At 37.2% G+C, this 21,927-nt stretch carries 23 protein-coding genes; 17 read left to right on the top strand and 6 right to left on the bottom strand.

Annotated features, from left to right (window positions below; all coding sequences use genetic code 11):
• Nucleotides 1-108: 108 nt before the first annotated feature.
• The 3 genes from ACLIBG_RS02210 (at nucleotide 109) to ACLIBG_RS02200 (ending at nucleotide 2,343) form a co-directional block, all read left to right on the top strand.
• Nucleotides 109-984 (top strand): polysaccharide deacetylase family protein, encoded by an 876-nt coding sequence (locus ACLIBG_RS02210; RefSeq protein WP_439311081.1) that lies wholly within the window; start codon nucleotides 109-111, stop codon nucleotides 982-984.
• Nucleotides 985-1,097: 113 nt separating this feature from the next.
• Complete coding sequence (locus tag ACLIBG_RS02205) at nucleotides 1,098-1,205, top strand: GapA-binding peptide SR1P (RefSeq protein ID WP_439311072.1); 108 nt, start codon at nucleotides 1,098-1,100, stop codon at nucleotides 1,203-1,205.
• A gap of 181 nt (nucleotides 1,206-1,386) precedes the next feature.
• Nucleotides 1,387-2,343 carry an NAD(P)H-dependent flavin oxidoreductase gene (locus ACLIBG_RS02200; protein WP_439311071.1) on the top strand — a complete coding sequence of 319 codons (957 nt, stop codon included), beginning with the start codon at nucleotides 1,387-1,389 and terminating at the stop codon, nucleotides 2,341-2,343.
• Between the two features lie 371 nt (nucleotides 2,344-2,714).
• Here the strand turns inward: ACLIBG_RS02200 and ACLIBG_RS02195 are convergent, their stop codons facing one another.
• On the bottom strand, nucleotides 2,715-3,338 hold the full coding sequence (locus ACLIBG_RS02195; protein WP_439311070.1) for a YktB family protein: 624 nt from the start codon (nucleotides 3,336-3,338) through the stop codon (nucleotides 2,715-2,717).
• A gap of 239 nt (nucleotides 3,339-3,577) precedes the next feature.
• On the opposite strand from ACLIBG_RS02195, the gene ACLIBG_RS02190 reads away from it, so the two are divergent.
• Nucleotides 3,578-3,772 (top strand): hypothetical protein, encoded by a 195-nt coding sequence (locus ACLIBG_RS02190; RefSeq protein ID WP_439311069.1) that lies wholly within the window; start codon nucleotides 3,578-3,580, stop codon nucleotides 3,770-3,772.
• A gap of 132 nt (nucleotides 3,773-3,904) precedes the next feature.
• Complete coding sequence (locus ACLIBG_RS02185) at nucleotides 3,905-4,714, top strand: inositol monophosphatase family protein (protein WP_439311068.1); 810 nt, start codon at nucleotides 3,905-3,907, stop codon at nucleotides 4,712-4,714.
• A 13-nt stretch (nucleotides 4,715-4,727) separates the two neighbouring features.
• Here ACLIBG_RS02185 and ACLIBG_RS02180 read toward each other — a convergent pair whose 3' ends face one another.
• Nucleotides 4,728-4,898, bottom strand: coding sequence for a DUF5325 family protein (locus ACLIBG_RS02180; protein ID WP_439311067.1), 171 nt, complete (start codon nucleotides 4,896-4,898; stop codon nucleotides 4,728-4,730).
• A 151-nt stretch (nucleotides 4,899-5,049) separates the two neighbouring features.
• Between ACLIBG_RS02180 and ACLIBG_RS02175 the strand changes: the two genes are divergently transcribed.
• Nucleotides 5,050-5,352, top strand: a complete 303-nt coding sequence (locus ACLIBG_RS02175; protein WP_439311066.1) for a YlaH-like family protein — start codon at nucleotides 5,050-5,052, stop codon at nucleotides 5,350-5,352.
• A 297-nt stretch (nucleotides 5,353-5,649) separates the two neighbouring features.
• On the opposite strand, the gene ACLIBG_RS02170 is transcribed toward ACLIBG_RS02175, so the two are convergent.
• Nucleotides 5,650-5,853, bottom strand: a complete 204-nt coding sequence (locus ACLIBG_RS02170) for a YlaI family protein (protein ID WP_439311065.1) — start codon at nucleotides 5,851-5,853, stop codon at nucleotides 5,650-5,652.
• A 139-nt stretch (nucleotides 5,854-5,992) separates the two neighbouring features.
• On the opposite strand from ACLIBG_RS02170, the gene ACLIBG_RS02165 reads away from it, so the two are divergent.
• Together ACLIBG_RS02165 and arcC are read left to right on the top strand one after the other, a co-directional pair.
• A complete protein-coding gene (locus tag ACLIBG_RS02165) occupies nucleotides 5,993-6,238 on the top strand; it encodes a hypothetical protein (RefSeq protein ID WP_439311064.1) in 246 nt (81 codons plus the stop codon).
• Between the two features lie 238 nt (nucleotides 6,239-6,476).
• Nucleotides 6,477-7,427 (top strand): carbamate kinase, encoded by a 951-nt coding sequence (arcC, locus tag ACLIBG_RS02160; protein WP_439311063.1) that lies wholly within the window; start codon nucleotides 6,477-6,479, stop codon nucleotides 7,425-7,427.
• 102 nt (nucleotides 7,428-7,529) lie between these two features.
• Here arcC and ACLIBG_RS02155 read toward each other — a convergent pair whose 3' ends face one another.
• Both ACLIBG_RS02155 and ACLIBG_RS02150 read right to left on the bottom strand, forming a co-directional pair.
• Complete coding sequence (locus ACLIBG_RS02155) at nucleotides 7,530-8,120, bottom strand: YhcN/YlaJ family sporulation lipoprotein (protein ID WP_439311062.1); 591 nt, start codon at nucleotides 8,118-8,120, stop codon at nucleotides 7,530-7,532.
• A 167-nt stretch (nucleotides 8,121-8,287) separates the two neighbouring features.
• The gene (locus ACLIBG_RS02150) at nucleotides 8,288-8,773 is read right to left on the bottom strand and encodes a hypothetical protein (RefSeq protein ID WP_439311061.1); all 486 of its coding nucleotides are present in this window, start codon (nucleotides 8,771-8,773) and stop codon (nucleotides 8,288-8,290) included.
• Nucleotides 8,774-8,996: 223 nt separating this feature from the next.
• Here ACLIBG_RS02150 and ACLIBG_RS02145 point away from each other — a divergent pair, with 223 nt between their 5' ends.
• The 4 genes from ACLIBG_RS02145 to ACLIBG_RS02130 all read left to right on the top strand — a co-directional run bounded on the left by ACLIBG_RS02145 (nucleotide 8,997) and on the right by ACLIBG_RS02130 (nucleotide 15,177).
• Nucleotides 8,997-9,266 (top strand): DUF1507 family protein, encoded by a 270-nt coding sequence (locus tag ACLIBG_RS02145; RefSeq protein ID WP_439311080.1) that lies wholly within the window; start codon nucleotides 8,997-8,999, stop codon nucleotides 9,264-9,266.
• 416 nt (nucleotides 9,267-9,682) lie between these two features.
• Complete coding sequence (gene ftsW / locus ACLIBG_RS02140; protein ID WP_439311060.1) at nucleotides 9,683-10,864, top strand: putative lipid II flippase FtsW; 1,182 nt, start codon at nucleotides 9,683-9,685, stop codon at nucleotides 10,862-10,864.
• The gene (gene pyc, locus ACLIBG_RS02135; protein WP_439311059.1) at nucleotides 10,858-14,304 is read left to right on the top strand and encodes a pyruvate carboxylase; all 3,447 of its coding nucleotides are present in this window, start codon (nucleotides 10,858-10,860) and stop codon (nucleotides 14,302-14,304) included. The genes ftsW and pyc overlap by 7 nt, the downstream gene beginning before the upstream one ends.
• 189 nt (nucleotides 14,305-14,493) lie before the next feature.
• The gene (locus tag ACLIBG_RS02130) at nucleotides 14,494-15,177 is read left to right on the top strand and encodes an RluA family pseudouridine synthase (protein ID WP_439311058.1); all 684 of its coding nucleotides are present in this window, start codon (nucleotides 14,494-14,496) and stop codon (nucleotides 15,175-15,177) included.
• Between the two features lie 98 nt (nucleotides 15,178-15,275).
• On the opposite strand, the gene ACLIBG_RS02125 is transcribed toward ACLIBG_RS02130, so the two are convergent.
• Nucleotides 15,276-16,196: a COX15/CtaA family protein gene (locus ACLIBG_RS02125; RefSeq protein WP_439311057.1), complete on the bottom strand. Its 921-nt coding sequence runs from the start codon at nucleotides 16,194-16,196 to the stop codon at nucleotides 15,276-15,278.
• A 738-nt stretch (nucleotides 16,197-16,934) separates the two neighbouring features.
• Here ACLIBG_RS02125 and cyoE point away from each other — a divergent pair.
• From cyoE to ctaF, 5 genes are read left to right on the top strand one after another with little or no spacing between them, the layout of a single operon-like run.
• Nucleotides 16,935-17,870 carry a heme o synthase gene (gene cyoE, locus ACLIBG_RS02120; protein WP_439311056.1) on the top strand — a complete coding sequence of 312 codons (936 nt, stop codon included), beginning with the start codon at nucleotides 16,935-16,937 and terminating at the stop codon, nucleotides 17,868-17,870.
• Nucleotides 17,871-17,930: 60 nt separating this feature from the next.
• Nucleotides 17,931-18,998 (top strand): cytochrome c oxidase subunit II, encoded by a 1,068-nt coding sequence (gene coxB / locus ACLIBG_RS02115; RefSeq protein ID WP_439311055.1) that lies wholly within the window; start codon nucleotides 17,931-17,933, stop codon nucleotides 18,996-18,998.
• Nucleotides 18,999-19,039: 41 nt separating this feature from the next.
• Nucleotides 19,040-20,905 (top strand): cytochrome c oxidase subunit I, encoded by a 1,866-nt coding sequence (ctaD, locus tag ACLIBG_RS02110; RefSeq protein WP_439311054.1) that lies wholly within the window; start codon nucleotides 19,040-19,042, stop codon nucleotides 20,903-20,905.
• Between the two features lies 1 nt (nucleotide 20,906).
• Nucleotides 20,907-21,527: a cytochrome (ubi)quinol oxidase subunit III gene (locus ACLIBG_RS02105; protein ID WP_439311053.1), complete on the top strand. Its 621-nt coding sequence runs from the start codon at nucleotides 20,907-20,909 to the stop codon at nucleotides 21,525-21,527.
• A gap of 3 nt (nucleotides 21,528-21,530) precedes the next feature.
• Entirely contained in the window at nucleotides 21,531-21,851 is a 321-nt protein-coding gene (gene ctaF / locus ACLIBG_RS02100; protein WP_439311052.1) for a cytochrome c oxidase subunit IVB, read from the top strand.
• Nucleotides 21,852-21,927 lie beyond the last annotated feature (76 nt).

The following is a 21,927-nucleotide window of genomic DNA, read 5'->3' as shown; positions in this document are numbered from 1 at the left end:
AGAGCTGTAACAATTCACAGCTCTCTTTTCGTTTTTGTGGTTTATATATTACGGATGAATAGAACATAGTCATAAGAAAAAAACATGAATAAGCTACATTACATCGGGGTGAATGACTTGAAACGTTATGTATTGTTATACTGCTTACTGTTCGTATTAGTCGCTTGCAGTGGACAAACTGATTCGAATGAGAATGCTAATGAAGACGTAGCTGTTGAGGAACAGGAACAAGAACAAGAGCAACAGGCAGACAAAGCAGAGGACCAACAAGATGAACAGGAAAATGCTGATCCATCGGCTAAACAAGGTAACGAAGAAGGGCAATTGGAAGAGAAAGAAAGAAATATTGAACCGAAATATACATTAAATAATAAAACATGGTCTGTCGAACCATTGAATGAAGAGATAAACGAACAAGTAGTTTTGTTAACCATTGACGATGCACCAGACAAGTATGCACTGGAAATGGCAAACACACTGAAAGAATTGGACGCTCCAGCTATCTTTTTTGTGAACGGTCATTTTTTGGAAACCACGGAAGAAAAAGAAATATTAAAGAAGATTCATGATATGGGATTTGAAATTGGCAATCACACATATAGCCATCAACAGCTTTCCGATTTATCTGAAGAAGAACAAAGAGAAGAAATTATCCGTGTAAATGATATGGTTGAAGAAATCATTGGAAAGCGTCCGAAATATTTTCGAGCTCCATTCGGAGTTAACACTGACTTTTCCAAACAACTGGCAAAGGAAGAAGGCATGATGCTGATGAACTGGTCGTATGGCTATGATTGGAATAAAGAGTATATGTCTAAAGAAGCAATAGCTGATATTATGGTAAATGCACCAGAGCTTGGAAATGGCGCAAATCTGTTAATGCATGATCGCGAATGGACGGAAGCGGCACTTGAGGATATTGTAAAAGGATTAAGAAATAAAGGTTATGAAACAATGGATCCATCCCTTATAGAAACAAAATAAAATGATTTTGTTAACATAAAATTAAATGTAACACACTAATTGTCATTGACCTCCTTAATGTGACATACTATAATGTATGTAACTACTTCTATAAAAATAAGGAGATGGACTTGATGGGTACAATCGTTTGTCAGGATTGTCAACAAATCATTAACCATTATGATGATGAAAAAGTTACGACACTCTATGGAACTTGCCCAAGTTGTTCACACAAAGAATAAAAACCGAAATGGAAAGAAGCTGTTGATTTATGACAGCTTCTTTTTTAGCATTGAATGAGAAAGGCTTTTCCCTTATCCACTGTAACAAGCCTGAATTAAATGGAATGCTTGCAACGTTGAATTAGTATGTATAGTGTATTAGTTAGAAAAAATATACAATGCTAAGGGGACGTGGATTCAAATGGAATGGAAAACAAGAGTAACCGAAATATTTAACATCGATTATCCGATTGTTCAAGGAGGGCTTGCCCACCTAGCATATGCCGATTTGGCTGCTGCGGTTTCCAATGCTGGAGGGTTGGGACAAGTAACAGCGATGAGTTTGCCTAACCCTGAGAAATTACGAGAAGAAATTCGTCGTGTAAAAACAATGACGTCAAAGCCATTTGGTGTAAATTTTGCTATTGGGCAGCAACGTCGCCCATATGAAGAAATGGTTGAGGTCGCCATTGAAGAGAATGCGCCTGTTATTTCTGTTACTGGTGGTAATCCTAAAGGTGTTCTGGATATGATTAAAGGGCATAAAGTTAAATCACTCGTTTTAGTTGCTGCAAGAAGGCAGGCGGAAAAAGCAGAAGAACTAGGTGCAGACGCGGTAATGGTCGTTGGACAAGAAGGTGGAGGACATATTGGACGTAGTGATACCGGGACGTTTGTACTGACGCCGCAAGTGGCTGAACATGTCTCGATCCCAGTATTGGCATCCGGTGGGATAGTAGATGGACGCGGATTAATGGCAGCACTTGCTCTAGGTGCAGAAGGAATTGAAATGGGAACAAGGTTTATTGCAACAAAAGAGTGTATAGCTGCACATGAATCATATAAGCAAGCAATTCTTGATGCGGATGAAAATGCAACTACCGTAATAAAAAGATCAATTGGGGCGCCTGCCCGCGCGTTGAAAGGGGCATGGACAGAACAGATTCTTGAAATCGAAACGGAAAAAAAAGGTTATGAGTCGATTAAAGATTACATTAGCGGGGAAGCGAACAAGCGATTTATACATGATGGAAAGGAAAATGAAGGATTTGGCTGGGCCGGTCAAGGTGCTGCAAGAATTAACGATGTCCCTACCGTCGAAGAATTGATTCAATCGATCGTTCAAGAAGCAGAATTAATAAGAAAAAGCTGGTCATAAAGGAAGATAGTTCAGATGACTAGGAAGATTTGCGACACTTTTTTTATGCTAATAATAGGTGCATTTTTGTTAAAGTGTGCCATAACTAAACTTTATGTTTGTAATGGAATACTGTTGACTTCCACTTCAGACGGACGCTTTGCTTGGGCGAGCGCTGAGCCGCTTCGTTGCTACGCTCATGCAAGGTCTCAGCTGTCTCGCTTTCCCGCAGCAAAGAAGACACCGTGAATGCGAATGCATGAGCGGATGTCGCACTTGTTCCCTGCGGGTGAAAGCGAAATGTATTTTCGGAGCGGTAAGGAATCACAATTCAAAATTATGTCACCGTCACAACTACTACACGTAAAAATAGTCAATTGGATTTCGCAAGTCTAATTCAGCTTAAAAGCAAGCTGATAAACTGGCATTAAACGTTCATAAATAGACTTCGCTTCATTTATGAAGGCAAGACCATCCTGAAGTAATGGATGATCAGAAGGATATTGTTTGCCAATGAGCAATTCCGATTTTTTAACGGTTTTAAAACGTGTCAAAGCCTCTGAGAGAACAGATTCATCCATTTCTTTCGCACCCTTTTTCATATGGTCCATCGAAATGAAAAAATCAGTTGGAATCATATTAGCAAGTTCTTGCTCATGTTCAATAAAAACATTGGCAATTTCACTTTTATTTGGTAATTCGTAAATGAATGCCAGCCAAATAAATACACGATCATTCCATAAGCCAACTTGAAAGTGAGGATGTTTTTTATACCCTCGTTTTTGATGGCTAAAAGCAGCCCAAGTATCCTCAGGTGCATTCTTCGTTCTCCGAGCATGACGAGCGATATGTAGATACATATCCTGATTCAGTTTATCAGATAAGTATGGAGAGAGTTGGTCTCCGATTATTTTGAACTTCGGTTGTATTCGTTGTTGAATAGCCTCCATTCTTTGTTCAAGCCCATCTATTTCAAATGTTTCAAAATCATTTTTAGAAAAGCCTTTAAAATCCATTGTATTCACCACTTTTTCAGTTGATTGTTTTATATCTTAATGTCATGTATTTACACTTTAAAGCTATCATTAATATAATTTTTTAGTCAAGTTTTAAACAAATCAACTTCTTCATATTTTTTATGTTTAATTTTCTTATGAGTTGGGGAATATTAGAATATACGAACAGGATGATTCTTGAACATAATATTAATTGCTTCATATATATATATAAAAATTCATTTAAAGGTGTGAATCCGATGAAATATGTGATGGAGGCACTCAGGCGTAAGGAAGATCAAGAACGATTGCCGGTCATTCGATTGGAAATTGACTATGAACTGGCTACACTTTTCGAAGCTATTCAGACAGCAGATACGGTGAAAATGATTAAATCGAAAGAACGACTGGGTCAATTACGCTCCCAACTATTAAAAATAGAAAATGAATCTTAATATTAACAGCTTCCATATGTATTTATTTCGTTTAATCAATACATATGAAAGCTGTTTTTTTGTGCAGCGATTTTATAAACAATGACGAACCTCGTTAATTTTGCTACAATTTATAAAGGGAGGCGCTGGGATATGGAGCAGAGTACGATGGAGTATATATATAACAAGGCAAAATCATGGATATTAGAAGCTGGAGATACGATAAGAAATAAAATGAATGATGGATTGATCATTGATATTAAATCGGGACCGAAAGATTTAGTAACGGATTTAGATAAAGAAACGGAACAATTTTTTGCAAAACGGATTAAAGAAGAGTTTACGGACCATCTTATAATTGGAGAAGAGGGGTACGGAGATCATGTTACTTCACTGGATGGGACGGTTTGGATTATTGATCCGATTGATGGAACGATGAACTTTGTTCATCAAAAAAGAAACTTTGCTATCTCTATCGGCATATACAAGGATGGGATTGGTGAAGTCGGATTGATATATAATGTTATGGAAGATGTGTTGTACAGTGCGACTCGTAATAGAGGTGCTTTTAAAAACGACGAAAAGCTTCCGGAACTGACGGATAATTTAATATTAGAAGAGTCGATCCTCGCATTAAACCATAATTGGCTATGTAAAAATCGGTTAATGGATGAAAATATTATGCAACAACTCGCAAAAAAAGTGAGAGGTACACGAACATACGGTTCTGCTGCGCTCGAATTTGCTTATGTTGCGGAAGGGATCATCGATGGGTATATTACAATGAGGCTCGAGCCTTGGGATGTAGCAGCAGGACTCATTATTGTTGGTGAGGTGGGTGGAGTTACAACGGATATTGAAGGGAATACTATTAATTTACTTAAAAGAAACTCTGTATTCACTGGTAATTCGATTATTCATCATAAAATTATAAATGATTATTTATTGCCAGGGAAAAAGTGACTTAAAGATGAAGTCACTTTTTTCGTTTCAAGACTAAGCCGTATCCCATGAATGCAAAACCGAGAAATAAAAATAATAGGACAAGCCAAATATTGCGAAATGCAATTGCAAAACCTGCAAAAGCAAACATGGAAATTACTAACATAGCCAATAACAGCATTGGGATATTTATTTTAGTCAACATTAGTCACCTCTTATTTCTTCCAATGAATAGTATATATTATTTAAACCACATATACAAAACAGAATAACTAGCGTGCAGTTAAAAGATTTAGTATGATAGGGTGGTGGATAATAGAAGAATTTAAATAGGATTTGGATGATGGAGGCTATAAATGGGTACTAATTTTAACATAATTTTTGAATGGATCGTCTCGAACTATGGAACGAATAACATTTTTTGGATCTTTTATTTGATGAATTTAATTTTGGCAATTATCGCTTATGAACTTGGATTTGCCCGGAAATTGCCAATTATTAAGACGGTAATAGTCTATATTTTATTGGCCCTTGGAAATTATATATTAACCGTATTCAGCCTACTGCAATTTCCTATTACGGAAACGTTAATCCTTATATCTATTGTGCTTGGGATTTACCGCTTCCGTCTATATCAACAGCGAAAAAGAAATAAATAAAAAAGGCGCTTTCATCAAATGGCTTAATAGTTTCAGCTATAAAGAAAAATGCTTAGGTTAAAATCTAAGCATTTTTTTAACGTAAATAATTAATTATTATAAAAAATTGTGCTGTTGAAACTATAAAATAAGAGTGCGAACCGCTGAGCGATTTGCACTTCTAATAATTAAAAATATTTTCCTCTAATAATTGTACTCCTTAATTAGGTTTTTCTTTGTTATAAGAAAGAAATATAAATGGAACATGTGTAAGCCATGCGCACGGGTAAATTCCGCTTTACAGTCTGTCCATTAAAACTAAATCAAGTCTTTTTTCTGTTTATTTTCTTTATAAAGTCGGAAGTTACCGGTAGCATGCCGCTTCTTAGTTTTTTCAGCTATTCGCCCTTTGCAAGGGGCGCATAGATACATATGCAGCCGTCGATTACGTAATCGTTTTGCTTGTAAACAATCGTCATTAATGTCTTCTATTTTATCGCATATTACACATTTTACATGCATTTGTTTCACCCTAACATAAAGAAAACTGTATTTTTATGTTAACATAATACAATTAATTATAGAAGTAGTACATATTTACGTTTCATTTCTTGCTTAATGGGTATTATAAAATAAAAAGGAGAAAGGGTGTTCACTTACAATGAAGAAACGTCATATCGCATCTATCGGGGCAGTATCTGTTGCCGCTGGATTATGGCTTAAAAATAAACGGAAAAATAATAATAAACGCTCAACACTGGAGCAGGCGGGAAAACCAGATCAAATTGAAAGTGAAGATCATGCTCAGTTGGAGAATGCAAAAATGGTATCCGAAGGCTCTCAATTCGGTGTTCAATATTACAATGAAGCGAAAGAGGCAAAAGATCTCCACAAAAAATTGAAATAATTATCTCATCATGATAATACAGATTTAAAGTACACATATTTATATTGTGTACTTTTTTTAATTCAATGTTTTTAAAAAAAATCATAAAAAAACCTTTATTGTGGATTTATTTTGTTTTAAAATATAAAATGATAGATTAGTGATTGCCGTATAATTGAAACAATTATCTCCGATTTAAAAAGGTAATTTGTTGTGATTAACTGAGCAATTGAACTGGTGTAAAAGAGGGAGGTACAAAATGAGAAAATTGGTTATTGTAGCAATCGGCGGGAATGCATTAGTAAAAGATAACAACCATCAATCCGTTCAAGATCAATATGAGAAAGTGTGTGAAACGGTTATCCAAGTCGCGGATATGGTTGAAGAAGGCTATGAAGTAGTTGTCACCCATGGAAATGGTCCGCAAGTAGGTTTTGGATTGCGACGTTCCGAAATAGCCAATGAAGTAAAAGGCATGGCAAATGTACCTCTTGTGAATTGTGTAGCAGATACGCAGGGTGGTATTGGGTATCAAATTCAACAGGCATTAGGAAATGAGTTCATTAAAAGAGGAATTACGAAAAAAGTAGCAAGTATGATTACACAAGTGGAAGTGAATCCGGACGATCCAAAATTTAAACACCCAAGTAAACCGATAGGCTCTTTTTATACGGAAGAGCAAACATCCGAACTTTTGAAAAAACATCCGGAATGGACAGTTATTGAGGATTCAGGCCGGGGTTATCGTCGGGTTGTTCCGTCACCGACTCCCACAAATATTGTGGAAAAAGACGCCATCAAATCGTTAATCGATTCCGGTTATGTCGTTATCGCTGCCGGGGGCGGGGGTATCCCGGTCATAAAAACGGAAGATAGCACGTATGCTGGTGTTGATGCGGTTATCGATAAAGATTTTGCTACGAGCCTTCTCGCTGAGCAGATTCATGCTGAAACATTAATCATTACAACAGGTGTTCCACAAGTGTATATTAATTTTGGGAAGGTAAATCAAAAAGCGTTAAAACAGATTACTGCAGATGAAGCAAGAAAACATATGCAAGATGGACAATTTCCGGATGGTAGCATGTTGCCTAAAATAAAAGCAAGCTTAAACTTCTTAGAACATAATGGGACGAACGTTATTATTACAAATCCGGAAAGCTTAAAAGAAGCGATGCATAAACAGACAGGAACACATATTACAAAATAAATTTGACAAAAACAGCAACATAGATATCGTTGCTGTTTTTGTGTGCAAAAAAGACTGTTACAGCTTAATTGCCCAGTTTGTAAAAATTAAGCGAGGCATTGTTTAATGTTCCCCAGACTGCTCTTCTTGAATATCTTCAAGCTGATCTTCTTCTTCATCGGACATATTCTTTTTATTTTCATCGGATTCTTCGGGTAACTTGTCGTTTATCGGTAAATCAGGCATATATCTTCCAATGATAGCAGCGAGTTCATCTATAACACCTCGAACCGGGTAGCCTTGCTGGATTTTGTCACCCATCCCCTGAAGTCTTGTCATTATGTCTCCATCCGCTATTACTACTGCTGTTTTTCCGTAAGGGTCATCCTGTAGAGCTTCTGTAACGGAAAACTTAATTGTACCTACACGCTGGCGGTCAATATCTGCATCAACATCGATTCCTACGACGGCATATGGACCAGCGACTACTGCCGCAGCATCTCGAACATATGGAACATCACTGGCAACCTCTGATAAATGTATGGCAATTTGTTCATTATCGAGATCATTATTATCCTCAGGATTGGAGTTCTTAACTTTAATAAAGCGATCTTCTTTATTTTGTTCCGGAAGTGTATTGTTATCTTGTTCCTGCTGACATCCTACAATCATGAAAAGACTAATAAAAATGAAAAAGCTCAGTCGTACATACATTTGGCACTCCTCCTAAAAATACATGAGCAGAACTTTACTTCTTTTAATGGTATTTTGGATTAAATGCGCCAAATTATACAAAAGAACCATTGCATATTTGCAATGGTTCTTAATTTGGGTGGCTAATCAAGCATAAAAACTTATACTGTTTACTTGTGTGGATTGTGTTACTCAATCGTAATTTTATAGACTCCCTTGATAGGATTATTACTATTGGAACCATCTTGATAATAAAAATGAGTGGGGCCATCTTTTTTAATTGGTTTACCTTCAACAGAGAAAAGTAAATATCCAGCTTTTAAATCTTTAAGAGGAATAGCTACTTCCCCATCTTTATTATGTAGGACGGCTCTTTTGGCATCCGGCTTTACTTCCGCATGTTCAATGAAGTCATGAATGGGCATGACATATGTATTTACTAATATTTTTTCACGTTCGAATTTGGAAATGCTTTTGTTTACTGGTGGTTTAACATGTTGATATATTTCTTGATCCCATCTTATAGCTGCTTTTTCCAGCTCATCTTCCTTTTCCGTTGAATTGCTATCTTTTGAAAAAGCATCTTTTAACATGATTTTTCTATCATCAAAAATCCATACGGTAGGATCGAGTGTAATGGGATAGGATACATTTCCCGAAATTGGTACAATCATTTTATCACCCTTTTTTAATAGATCTTTATTCAGAATATCAGAGTTCGCCCGCTTTTTCACGATATAAAATTAATTTACGCAAAGAAATAATTATTATTTGCAATTTGCCCTTTATAACGATAATATTAAAGAAGCAGTGAAAGAGAGCATTCAATGGATTGCACGTCATTTTGACGATAGATAGGTTTTTCGTGAGAGGGGGATATATTTGATATCTGAGGTGATGACGACTCATCGGGAAAAAGCCTATGCCCTTCTTAAGGCTGATGCGGATAAAATATTGCGGCTGATTGAAGTCCAGATGGAAAATTTAATGATGCCACAGTGCCCATTATATGAAGAAGTATTAGATACACAAATGTTCGGTCTTTCAAGAGAGATTGATTTTGCTGTCCGTCTAGACTTGATTAGTGAAACGGAAGGTAAAAAATTACTTGAAAATCTGGAGCGTAAGCTAAATATATTACATGAAGCAGCGCAAAAGTCTTTATAATCCAGCAATGCGTGTATGCTTGATTCGTGTGACCACGCGCTAAAACTTTGCCGGCATGAAGAATGGCAAGGTTTTTTATTTGTAACTACTTACAAACCTACAAACCGCGGTCATTGGCTAAAATCACCACATTCTGGATAGCGCTTAAACACTCGTCCCACCGTAGTGATTGGGGTTGTGCGTAAATGCTCGATTACCAAAATCATTATGACAATTCCAGTACGAGAGCGTTCTGTACTTACGGTCTTTTTCACCATTGACGACTCGTGGTATAGTCATGTTTTTAAATAATTTTCCTGCACAGGCGTGATTTATGTTATACGAATGCATCAATAATTCGAAATAGTATGTCAAATACAAATAAGAAACCAATTTAATAAAGCTAAATTATTTTACAGATGCTGAGGGGAAGTTAGATGATACGGTTTTTAAAGCATTACGATTTTACATTGTTGATTACACCTTTGCTTTTAGCCTCTTTTGGAGTTGTAATGGTTTATAGTGCAAGCATGGTAACAGCGGTAGTGGACGGACTAGATAGTACACATTATTTATTCAGGCAACTGCGATGGTTTATTATCGGATTGATTGGGTTTATTTTTTTTAGTATGGTTCCCTATCAAAAATATCAAAAGTATATTCAGCACATCATTTTTATTTGTCTTGGATTGTTAGTAGGAGTACTCATATTCGGAGAAACAATAAACAATTCCAAATCGTGGTTTGTATTGCCGTTTTTTAGCGTGCAGCCATCAGAATTCGTGAAACTAGGATTGATATTTTATTTGGCTTCTGTTTATTCAAAAAAACAAGCATACATAAATGAATTTTATCGTGGTGTATTACCGCCCTTGATCATTATGGTGGTTATTCTTGCGTTAATTATGGCCCAACCGGATATTGGAACATCTGCGATTATTTTTTTAATTGCGAGTTCAATTATATTCAGTTCCGGGATCAAGTTTAAACATTTATTTTTATTAGTTGGTATTGGCGTTGTTCTACTTGCGGTAACGATTCCGAATATGGTCACAGATGTGAGAATAGCTCGTTTTACCGGGGCGTATCAGCCTTTTGCAACACCTGATTCAGATGGATATCATTTAATTCAATCTTATTTGGCCATTGGTGTAGGTGGATTGACAGGTGAAGGTCTTGGACAAAGCGTTCAAAAATTGGGCTATTTATGGGGAGCTCATACTGATTTTATTATGGCTATTATTGCTGAAGAATTAGGTTTTATCGGAGTTGTTATCGTTATTGGACTCCTTGTAACAATTGTGGTACGAGGTATTTTTATTGCACGGAAATGCGAGGACAGTTTTGGGGCGTTGCTTGCGATTGGTATTTCTTCAATGGTCGGAATACAAGCCTTTATAAACCTTGGTTCGATTAGCGGTATATTGCCGATTACCGGTGTTCCGCTCCCTTTTGTCAGTTATGGAGGTTCATCCTTGTTAGTTTTAATGCTCTCGATGGGCATTTTAAATAATATAGCTAAGCAAGTGAAAAAAAGAGAAAGAGAGCCAGTACGTGTTCAGTCCGAACATGTTGGAGAAAGGAATGTATTTATGAATAGGAGAGAGCGAAAATGGTAAATGATTCAAAAAAGATTGAAAAGGTTTTAGTAGCTAACCGAGGAGAAATAGCTATCCGGATTTTCAGGGCTTGTACAGAATTAAATAAACGTACAGTTGCCGTCTATTCCAAGGAAGATTCAGGAGCACTACATCGCTACAAAGCAGATGAATCTTACTTAATTGGTGAGGGGAAAAATCCAATTGATGCTTACTTAGATATAGAAGCTATCATTAGGCTTGCCAAAAATGTGAATGTAGATGCGATTCATCCTGGGTACGGTTTTTTATCGGAAAATATTGAGTTTGCAAAACGGTGTGAAGAAGAAGGTATTATTTTTATCGGACCGACAAGTGAGCATTTAAACATGTTTGGCGATAAAGTAAAAGCGCGCATGCAAGCAATTAATGCAGGACTTCCAATTATACCTGGAACAGATGGTCCAGTATCATCACTGGAAGAGGTTCGTGCTTTTGGAAAACAACATGGATACCCCATTATTATAAAGGCATCGCTTGGGGGCGGCGGTCGCGGTATGCGAATCGTCAATAAAGAGACAGAGTTGCAAGATGCTTATGACCGTGCGAAATCAGAAGCGAAATCTGCTTTTGGCAATGATGAAGTATACGCTGAAAAATTCATTGATAATCCAAAACATATTGAAGTACAGATTATTGGAGATCATTTTGGCAACATTGTACACCTTTATGAACGGGATTGCTCTGTACAGCGAAGGCATCAAAAGGTGGTCGAAATCGCACCAAGTATATCTCTATCAGACAATTTACGAGAAAAAATTTGTGATGCAGCCATTAAATTAATGGAAAATATAAGTTATGTAAACGCCGGAACGGTCGAGTTTTTAGTAACGAATGATGATTTTTACTTTATCGAAGTGAATCCTCGAGTTCAAGTGGAGCATACGATTACAGAAATGGTTACCGGAGTAGATATCGTCCAAACCCAACTTAAAGTAGCAGAAGGTAAACAACTGCACGGTACTGACATTGGTGTTCCAAAACAAAAAGACATTGCAATTACCGGATATGCGATTCAGTCCCGGGTAACGACAGAAGATCCGTTGAATGATTTTATGCCGGACACTGGACGAATTATGGTTTATCGTTCGGGAGGCGGATTTGGTGTAAGACTTGATGCTGGTAATGGCTTTCAAGGTTCGGTCATATCTCCATATTACGATTCCTTGCTCGTTAAAGTTTCAACATGGGCATTGACGTTTGAACAAGCTGCGCAAAAAATGGTCAGAAATCTTAAAGAATTCCGTATTCGCGGAATTAAAACAAACATTCCATTTTTAAGAAATGTTATTGAGCATGAAAAGTTTTTAACAGGTCAATACAATACAAGTTTTATTGATGATTCGCCTGAGCTATTTGATTTTCCAAAACGGAAGGATCGTGGCACAAAACTATTAACATACATAGGAGAAACGACTGTTAATGGGTTTCCGGGTACGACAAAAAAGAAAAAGCCTTTCTTTCCAGATCTAGAAATACCGAGCATTGCAGTAGATGAAAAAATACAGTCAGGCACGAAACAAATACTTGAAACATCTGGTCCTGAAGGTTTGGCAAGCTGGTTAAAAGATCAAAAAGAAGTGTTGCTAACTGACACCACTTTCCGGGACGCACACCAATCTTTATTAGCGACCCGTGTACGGACGAAAGACTTGCTTCAAATAGCCGAACCAACGGCACGATTGCTCCCTGAGTTGTTTTCCGTGGAAATGTGGGGAGGCGCAACATTTGATGTTGCCTATCGGTTCTTGAAAGAGGATCCTTGGGAGCGCTTATCCAAATTACGGGGTAAAATGCCAAACGTGTTATTTCAAATGCTGCTCCGTGCCAGTAATGCAGTAGGGTATAAAAATTATCCGGATAATGTTATCCATGAATTTGTAAAGAAGAGTGCCACAGAAGGAATTGATGTATTTCGCATTTTTGACAGTCTAAATTGGCTGGAGGGAATGGTTCCTGCTATCGAGGCAGTAAGAGACAATAATAAAATTGCCGAAGCATCCATTTGTTATACGAGCGATGTATTGGATTCACGTCAAACGAAATACAACCTAACTTATTATGCTAATTTAGCAAAAGAATTGGAACAATCAGGTGCCCATATTTTAGGGATAAAAGATATGGCTGGGTTACTTAAGCCAGAAGCAGCATACCAGTTAGTAACCACTCTTAAAGACAAAGTGGATTTACCAATCCATTTGCACACACATGATACGAGTGGGAATGGGATTCATATGTATTCCCGCGCCATCGATGCAGGAGTGGATGTTGTTGATACTGCAGCAGGACCAATGGCAGGATCTACATCACAGCCAAGTGCTCAATCATTAGCATACGCTTTGGAAGGAAGTAAACGCCAACCGAAAATAAATGTTCAAGCGTACGAACAAATTTCACAATATTGGGAAGGCGTACGTGAGTATTATGAAGCATTTGAAAGCGGGATGAAAGCACCGCATACTGAAGTATACTACCACGAAATGCCCGGCGGTCAATACAGTAATTTACAGCAACAGGCTAAAGGAGTTGGATTAGGAGAACGATGGAATGAAGTAAAAACGATGTTTCGTACTGTTAATGACATGTTCGGTGACATCGTGAAAGTAACCCCTTCTTCAAAAATTGTTGGAGATATGGCGCTGTTTATGGTGCAAAATAATTTAACAGAAAAAGACATCTATGAACGGGGAGAGTCCATTGATTTTCCGGCTTCTGTAATTGAATTTTTTCAAGGATATATTGGACAACCATATCAAGGATTTCCAGAAAAACTTCAGAAAATCATCCTAAAAGGGAAAGAAGCTATAAAAGTTCGACCGGGAGAATTGCTTGATCCGATTGATTTCAGTCAACTAAAGAGTGAATTAAAAGAGATTCTCGGGCATGAAGCGAACGAATTTGAAGTAATTGCTTATGCACTATATCCTGAAGTGTTCAAAGACTTTAATTCGTTTTGTGAAACATATGCTGATGTTTCTGTACTTGACACACCGACGTTCTTTTACGGAATGAGACTAGGCGAAGAAATTGAGGTGGAGATTGAGCAAGGAAAGACATTATTTATAAGGCTCGTATCGGTTTCAGAGGCAAGGTCTGATGGTACGCGTGTCATTTATTTTGAATTAAATGGCCAGTCTCGTGAAATTATTATTAAGGATCAATCAATCGAATCCCAGGTTGTTTCGATTCCAAAAGTCGATGAGTCGAATGTTAAACATATTGGTGCAACTATGCCGGGTACTGTCATTAAGGTTATAACAGGTGAAGGGGAAAAGGTTGATAAAGGAGATTTCTTGCTCATCACGGAAGCAATGAAAATGGAAACAACCGTGCAAGCACCGTTTAAAGGAGTTATTAAAAAAGTTTATGTAAAAGAAGGATCAGCAATTGGTGTAAGCGACTTACTCGTCGAATTTGAATAACTAACGTATTATAGGTAGCAGTTGGCCGAGAAGCTAGCTGCTGCCTATAATCATTTTACGTGTACTTTTTAAGGTAAAATTACTTATAAAAATTTCAATTAATCCTTTTACCGTGCACTTAATTGGAAAATTAGAAAAACCTTATTAATTTTTCTTGCAGATAAAGTAAAAAGTGGAGGCCTTAGTTGAATGAAAATACCTATTCTATATGAAGATAATCATTTGTTAATTGTAGATAAACCTATTAACATACCTGTCCAAGAGGATCGAAGTGGAGATGATGATTTACTTTCATTGTTGAAAAAAGATATAAAAATACGTTATAAAAAGCCGGGGAATGTCTATCTTGGACTTGTACATCGGCTTGATCGTCCAGTTAGCGGGGTAATGGTGTTTGCCAAAACGTCAAAAGCTGCTTCACGTCTATCGGATATGATACGAAGGCAAGTTTTTTATCGCACATATATTGCTGCTGTAAAAGGAAAGCCACGGAACATTAGTGGAAGTTTAGAGCATTATTTATTTAAAAATCATCGTAATAATAAAGTCGCCGTTGTTTCACCTTCTAATAAAAAAGCAAAAAAAGCGTTGCTTGAGTATGAAATAATTGGTGAGACGGAATCATTTAGTTTATTAAAAATCCAATTACAAACCGGACGCCCGCACCAAATACGAGTACAATTAGCAGCGATAGGCTGTCCGATTATCGGTGATCATAAATACGGAGAAGGAAATCGGATTGGACAGTCAATTGCACTTAGGGCCGCTACTTTAGAGTTCAAGCATCCGACAAAAGATGAAACGATCAAAATTGAAAGCCAACTCCCGAATCAATATCCATGGACACTTTGGAAAAAACATCATACAAATTAATGTAGTACATGCTAATAAGAAAACTGCACCTCTCAATTTTTAAAGCATTGATAGGGTGCAGTTCTTTGTTTGCATGTAATTAAACTAGAATTTCAATTTTAACGCTCTTTTTCAGATTTAGCGCTTCTGGAAGAAAGTAGGATGAAATAACTAAGCATACCGAAAAAACAAGTAATGACTAGTGCATGCATCAATGCAACGCCAAGATTTAATAACGTGAATATGATGAAGGCTCCGAAAACGACCTGCGAAATAATGAGCAGTAAAGTAATTGTCCATCCCCAAAGCATAATGCGACTGTGTCTATAATGTTTCATCATTTTTATAAAAAATATAAGCGTCCATATGAATAATAAGCCAGCAATAACGCGATGCCCCATCTGGATCCATTGTTCCATTGAGTAGGAGCTGAAATTAAATGCGGACCCATTATCGCAAAATGGCCAGTCGGCACAAACTAGATTGGCGTTTGCGTGACGCACAAGTGCCCCCGTATAGACAACTACGATCGTATATAAAGTTAATAAATAAATTTCGACGCGGTGCTTTTTTTGTATATACAGTGCTTTCGCATCGAATTTTTGATCCACTTCAAAAATAAGCAACATTAATAGAAAAACTGCAGCAAATGATATCAATGAGATCCCAAAATGGGACGCTAGTACAAAATCAGATTGTCCCCATATGACGGCAGCTGCCCCAATCAGTCCTTGCAGTACAAGAAAAAAGACAGACAAAAAAGATAAAAATTTAACTTCTCTGATGTGTCCTATAAACTTCCATGACAATACAGCTAATGCCAAAATGGTAACCCCCATCGTACTTGAAACAAGTCGATGACTGTATTCGATAACAAGTTCGGGTGTTATAACAGAAGGGATAAGTTGTCCGTTACATAGCGGCCAGCTGTCTCCACATCCGGCACCTGACCCCGTTTTTGTAACAAGGGCACCACCCAATAAAATAAATAACATGCCTATAGTGGAAACAACAGACAGCCACTTTAAAGTTCTAATCATTATATAGCCTCGCTTTATGTTTGCAAATGTGTTTATACTTAATCGTGCTTCTTCAATTTTTGAGAAGGTAGCGGTGTCTTGAAATATTTCCTTATAAAGTGTAAATAATTCAAGTGCAGAATTCTAAAGATATTAACCTATACAATTATACGATAATAAAATTAAGAAAAATTAAAGTATATGAGAAATATCCACATCTATAATCATAAATTAAATATACTTTTTTTTCACTTGATATACAGATAAAACCCGTTAATATACAAAAGTGTCACAAATTTGTTACATACCTTTCACATTTTATTGCTTTACCAAAGACAAAGTGAAAAATCCTTGCAATCCTATATAATATTTGCTAGAAATAGTTATAGGGGAAACTGCTTCAATCGCATTTTCACGTTAAAATAATCTTTTATATTACTTAGCAGACTTGAAAAGATTAAACGATCAAGCTGTATAAGAAATTTACGGTTTTTGCCATAAAGAACGGCAATAAGCCAAATTATGTAATGTAATTGATTATTTTTTGTGAGGTAACTACATCTGTACAATATTGCATTATCGTATTATAGTTATAATCGTACATTAATGTAGTACAAACAATTAAATACAATTCCATGATAGGTTTTAATTGGGAAAATCCGATACTGCAAGGTATAATTAGATTATTTCGTAACATGATAAGGGGCATATAATCTTTTTATATTCTTTTTATTTAGGGGTTTGAAGGGGGGTATATGATTGAGCAACACAGAACTGACACCGATACCGAATAAAGCCTCTGTACCTAAAGAACAAAGAATAACTTTAAAAGATATAAAATCATTGTTTAAAACAGGTATTGTTAATTCAAATTTAATTACTATTTTTACTGGTTATTGGTTGGCTCTTTACTTTACAAATACACCTTTTTTATCAAATTTCGGATTATTTATATTGACACTTGGTGGTAGTTCGCTTGTGTTAATTGGTGCAAGTGTTCTAAATAACTGGTATGATGTTGATATCGATCCAATGATGAAGAGGACAAGGGAAAGACCGACTGTGACAGGCAAGATGTCAATGCACTCCGTTTTATTAATAGGAATTGTATCAACCTTGCTTGGATTCACGATGCTGTTGTTTACGACAGTCGCTGCTGCAGTTGTAGCTTTCATCGGCTGGTTTACATACGTGGTACTGTACACCGTTTGGTCTAAACGAAGGTATACATTGAATACGGAAATCGGTTGTATTTCCGGTGCAGTGCCTCCTATTATCGGGTGGGCAGCTGTCAGTCCCGATTTGCTTCATATCGTACCAATCACCTTGTTTCTCATTATGTTCATTTGGCAAACACCCCATTTTCTCGCTTTGGCGATGAAAAAGAATCACGAGTATAAAGCGGCAGGTATCCCAATGCTTCCTGTTGTACATGGTTTTGAATTTACAATGCGTCAAATAGTGGTTTATATTGCTTGCCTTCTTCCATTACCATTTTTTTTGGGGGAGTTTGGTGCAACATTTATCGTTATTGCATCTACTTTGAATGTAGGTTGGTTGCTCATGGGCTTTAGCGGTTTTTTTATGAAAGATAACCTGAAGTGGGCCAATATGATTTTTGTTTATTCTCTGAACTACTTAGTTATTATGTTTTTATTGATGATTTTAGTTACAATGGAGTCCCCTTTTAGTTAAATAACCCTTAACTAACCAAAATATATAAGGAGAAACAATGAGAAAGAGAGGTATGCATACATGAAAGGTTGGATGGGAAAATTAAGAGCTTTATTGTTAATGGGCTCGCTGGCACTTATATTGTCAGGTTGTGGTAAAGACAATTTAACAGCACTTGTGCCAAAAGGTTATGGTGCTGATCAATCCATGTATTTAATTATTTTAACGACAGTAGTAATGACATTTGTGTTTATAGCGGTAATGATTGTTTACGTCATTGTACTATTGCGCTTTCGTAAAAAGAAAGGCGACAAAGATTTTATACCAAAACAGGTGGAGGGTAATAAAACGCTTGAAACGGTATGGACAATTATACCGATCATACTTGTTATTATCATGGCAGTCCCTACTGTATTTGCCACATTCCACTTAGCTGATGATTCAGATGCAGCAGACCACATTAATATTAATGTAAGTGGAGCACAATATTGGTGGCATTTTGATTATGAAAATGAAGAAATAGCTACAAGTCAAGATATGTATATTCCGGTTAATGAGAAAGTATACGTGCACTTACTAGCTTCGGATGTACTACATTCATTCTGGGTTCCAAGTTTATCAGGTAAGCTAGACGTTAACCCGGAAAACGTGAACACAATGTATCTAGAAGCACATGAAGAAGGGGTTTATTATGGTAAATGTGCGGAACTATGTGGGCCATCTCACTCATTGATGGACTTTAAAGTTGTAGTTGTAAGTCAAGAAGAATTTGATCAGTGGGCATCAGATATGAAAAACTCCAATTCTGAGGAAATGGAACTGGATGCCGTTGCAAAAGAAGGACAAGAATTATTTGAAGAGAAGAACTGTTTAAGTTGTCACGCTACGGACATGCAAAGCTATGCAGCAGGATCTGTACCAGTTGGACCTAACTTAGCTAGCTTTGGAGATCGTTCCCGTTTTGCCGGAATTTTACTTCCGACTAAAGACAACTTAGTTGATTGGATCGTGGATCCGGAATCGATTAAACCTGGGAATAAAATGACAGGAATGTATCCTGAGGTTTCAAGAGATGAAGCGGATAAAATCGCGGAATATTTAATGCAATTGAAGCCTTCCGAAGTAAATACGGAAACGGCTGAGAAATAAAGTAAGAAGATGATAAGTATTATATTAAGGAGGTATAATTTGTGAACGTAGCAGCTGGTAAAAGAAGCTTCGGTGCCGTATTGTGGGATTATTTAACGACAGTCGACCACAAAAAAATCGGCATATTGTATCTACTTGGCGGAGGATTTTTCTTTATCCTTGGCGGTTTGGAAGCAGTTGTAATACGTATTCAGCTAATGGTCCCGGAAAACGACTTTGTTAGTGCTGGATTTTACAATGAGATGATCACAATGCATGGTACAACAATGATATTTCTGGCAGGGATGCCGATATTAATTGGGCTTATGAACGCCGCCATGCCACTGCAAATAGGTGCTCGTGATGTCGCGTTTCCATTTTTAAACTCGCTTGGTTTATGGTTATTTATGTTTGGTGGACTTTTGTTGAACTTGAGTTTTCTATTAGGTGGCGCACCTGATGCCGGTTGGACATCATATGCATCACTTGCAATGAATTCACCTGGACATGGAGTAGACTTTTATATTGCAGGACTGCAAATAGCCGGGGCAGGTACACTAATGGGTGGTATCAACTTTATTGCTACCATAGTTACTATGCGTGCTCCTGGAATGACATACATGCGTATGCCTTTGTTTGCATGGGCAACATTCATCACTAGTGTATTAATCCTATTTGCTTTTCCGGCACTTACGATTAACTTGTTCCTTTTAATGTTTGACCGTATGTTCGGTACAGCATTCTTTGATGTCGCTTTAGGTGGGAACACAATTATTTATCAGCATTTATTCTGGATTTTTGGGCATCCGGAAGTATATATTTTGATTTTGCCTTTATTTGGACTGTTTAGTGATGTCTTTTCCACTTTTTCAAAGAAAAGACTATTTGGTTACACAGCAATGGTGTTTGCTACGATGCTAATCGCGTTTTTAGGTTTCATGGTGTGGGCGCATCATATGTTTACCGTTGGTCTGGGACCTGTAGCTAACTCTATATTCGCGGTTGGTACAATGGCAATTGCGGTACCTACAGGAATTAAGATCTTTAACTGGCTCGCAACGATGTGGGGCGGTCAAGTTTCAATTAATTCGGCAATGCTTTGGGCACTTGGTTTTATTCCAACATTTACAATTGGTGGAATGACCGGGGTTATGCTTGGTTCATCTGTTGCCGACTATCAGTACCATGACACGTATTTCGTTGTAGCTCATTTCCACTACGTTATCGTTGGTGGAACGATCTTTGGAATTTTCTGTGGACTGCACTACTGGTGGCCGAAAATGTTTGGTCGAATTCTGAATGAAACTATGGGTAAAATTACTTTTTGGTTATTCTTTATTGGCTTCCATTTAACCTTCTTTATTCAGCACTTCTTAGGTTTAATGGGTATGCCACGTCGCTATTGGGTATTCCTTGAAGATCAAGGATTAGATTTAGGAAACATGATTAGTACAATCGGGGCATTCTTTATGTCTGCAGGTGTGATTGTGTTTCTTTACAATATTATTCATACAGCGTACAAAGGCGCTAAAGCCCCAGCAGATCCGTGGGATGGAAGAACATTAGAGTGGACAATATCTTCACCACCACCGTTTTATAACTTTGAACAATTACCTTTAGTTCGCGGACTCGATCCACTATGGATTGAAAAAATGGAAGGTAAAGGGAAGATATTACCTGGTGAACCTTTAGACGATGTTCATATGCCAAATGGATCAATCTTGCCGTTTCTAATGGCGTTCGGCTTCTTTATTGCCGGTTTCGGGTTTATTTACCAAGTTGATCATGCCTTATGGTATCTTGCTCTATATGGCGGAATGGCCTTTGCACTTGGATGTATGGTTGTAAGGTCTCTGAAAGATGATCATGGTTATCATATCCCTAAAGAAGAACTTCAAAAAGCAATTGACGAACGGGAGGCAGACTAATATGAGTGAGCATACCTTATATCCTAAAGTAATGCCTCATGAACCTGAAAAGGCTACAATGGAAGGAAAAAACAAGTTTATGGGACTTTGGTTTTTCCTTGGCGGTGAAGTTGTACTTTTCGCTTGTTTGTTTGGTACGTATTTAGCATTGAAAGACTCTACAGCAGGTGGACCAACTTCACAGGAAATATTCGGACTGGAACTTGTGTTTGTCATGACTATCCTGCTATTAACGAGTTCGTTAACAAGTGTGTATGCAATGTACCATATGCGGAATAATAATTTTAAGCAGATGCAGTTGTGGCTAGGAATTACTGCACTGCTTGGAATTGGTTTTCTAGTTGGAGAAGTATATGAGTTTGCTCATTATATATCCGAATATGGATTTACTTTTCGCTCATCTGCTTTCGGTTCTGCATTTTATGCATTGGTCGGCTTTCACGGAGGCCACGTTACATTTGGTATCTGTTGGCTGATTACACTAATGGTTCGTAATGCCAAGCGAGGCTTGAGCTTATACAACGCTCCGAAATTTAATACATTTAGCTTGTACTGGCACTTTATTGATGTCATTTGGGTATTTGTATTTACAGTTGTATATTTAATGGGAAAGGTGGGTTAATTAATGTCCGAGAACACCAACACCAATCAAGCTGAACATTTTCGCAAACAAAAAAATAAAGAAGAAATGAAACGTCATGTTATTTCTTTTGTTTTAATGATTATATTTACGATCATTGCGTTTGCGGCTGTAGCATCTGGGATTAACAAGATGTTTATCGTACCAATTCTATTGCTTATGGCTTTAGTTCAAGTTGCATTTCAGTTTTATTATTTCATGCATATGAAAGAGAAAGGACATGAAATGCCTGCCACGTTAATTTATGGCGGTGTTTGGGCAGCATTTTTAACACTGGCCGGATTAGTTGCTATCTCATGGTGGTAATAGGTTAAGGAAGAAGATCGGGGAACAATGTTTTCCTGGTCTTTTTCTATTCTAAAAACAATAAGGACACCAGAAA

Source organism: Virgibacillus sp. W0181, from assembly GCF_051846915.1.
Taxonomy (GTDB): Bacteria; Bacillota; Bacilli; order Bacillales; family Amphibacillaceae; genus JBPYCR01.
The sequence above is the reverse complement of the archived record's forward strand: the minus strand, read 5'-3'. Positions and strand labels throughout refer to the sequence as shown.

Bases quoted from the DNA above. Each gene is read 5' to 3' on its own strand.
- ACLIBG_RS02155 (WP_439311062.1), bottom strand. From the start codon at position 8,120: ATGTATGTACGACTGAGCTTTTTCATTTTTATTAGTCTTTTCATGATT.
- ACLIBG_RS02190 (WP_439311069.1), top strand. From the start codon at position 3,578: ATGAAATATGTGATGGAGGCACTCAGGCGTAAGGAAGATCAAGAACGA.
- ctaF (WP_439311052.1), top strand. From the start codon at position 21,531: ATGTCCGAGAACACCAACACCAATCAAGCTGAACATTTTCGCAAACAA.
- ACLIBG_RS02105 (WP_439311053.1), top strand. From the start codon at position 20,907: ATGAGTGAGCATACCTTATATCCTAAAGTAATGCCTCATGAACCTGAA.
- ACLIBG_RS02150 (WP_439311061.1), bottom strand. From the start codon at position 8,773: ATGATTGTACCAATTTCGGGAAATGTATCCTATCCCATTACACTCGAT.
- ACLIBG_RS02185 (WP_439311068.1), top strand. From the start codon at position 3,905: ATGGAGCAGAGTACGATGGAGTATATATATAACAAGGCAAAATCATGG.
- ftsW (WP_439311060.1), top strand. From the start codon at position 9,683: ATGATACGGTTTTTAAAGCATTACGATTTTACATTGTTGATTACACCT.
- ACLIBG_RS02195 (WP_439311070.1), bottom strand. From the start codon at position 3,338: ATGGATTTTAAAGGCTTTTCTAAAAATGATTTTGAAACATTTGAAATA.
- ACLIBG_RS02130 (WP_439311058.1), top strand. From the start codon at position 14,494: ATGAAAATACCTATTCTATATGAAGATAATCATTTGTTAATTGTAGAT.
- ACLIBG_RS02165 (WP_439311064.1), top strand. From the start codon at position 5,993: ATGAAGAAACGTCATATCGCATCTATCGGGGCAGTATCTGTTGCCGCT.
- ACLIBG_RS02200 (WP_439311071.1), top strand. From the start codon at position 1,387: ATGGAATGGAAAACAAGAGTAACCGAAATATTTAACATCGATTATCCG.
- ACLIBG_RS02180 (WP_439311067.1), bottom strand. From the start codon at position 4,898: ATGTTGACTAAAATAAATATCCCAATGCTGTTATTGGCTATGTTAGTA.
- ACLIBG_RS02175 (WP_439311066.1), top strand. From the start codon at position 5,050: ATGGGTACTAATTTTAACATAATTTTTGAATGGATCGTCTCGAACTAT.
- ACLIBG_RS02170 (WP_439311065.1), bottom strand. From the start codon at position 5,853: ATGCATGTAAAATGTGTAATATGCGATAAAATAGAAGACATTAATGAC.
- ACLIBG_RS02205 (WP_439311072.1), top strand. From the start codon at position 1,098: ATGGGTACAATCGTTTGTCAGGATTGTCAACAAATCATTAACCATTAT.
- coxB (WP_439311055.1), top strand. From the start codon at position 17,931: ATGAAAGGTTGGATGGGAAAATTAAGAGCTTTATTGTTAATGGGCTCG.
- arcC (WP_439311063.1), top strand. From the start codon at position 6,477: ATGAGAAAATTGGTTATTGTAGCAATCGGCGGGAATGCATTAGTAAAA.
- ACLIBG_RS02125 (WP_439311057.1), bottom strand. From the start codon at position 16,196: ATGATTAGAACTTTAAAGTGGCTGTCTGTTGTTTCCACTATAGGCATG.
- ACLIBG_RS02145 (WP_439311080.1), top strand. From the start codon at position 8,997: ATGACGACTCATCGGGAAAAAGCCTATGCCCTTCTTAAGGCTGATGCG.
- pyc (WP_439311059.1), top strand. From the start codon at position 10,858: ATGGTAAATGATTCAAAAAAGATTGAAAAGGTTTTAGTAGCTAACCGA.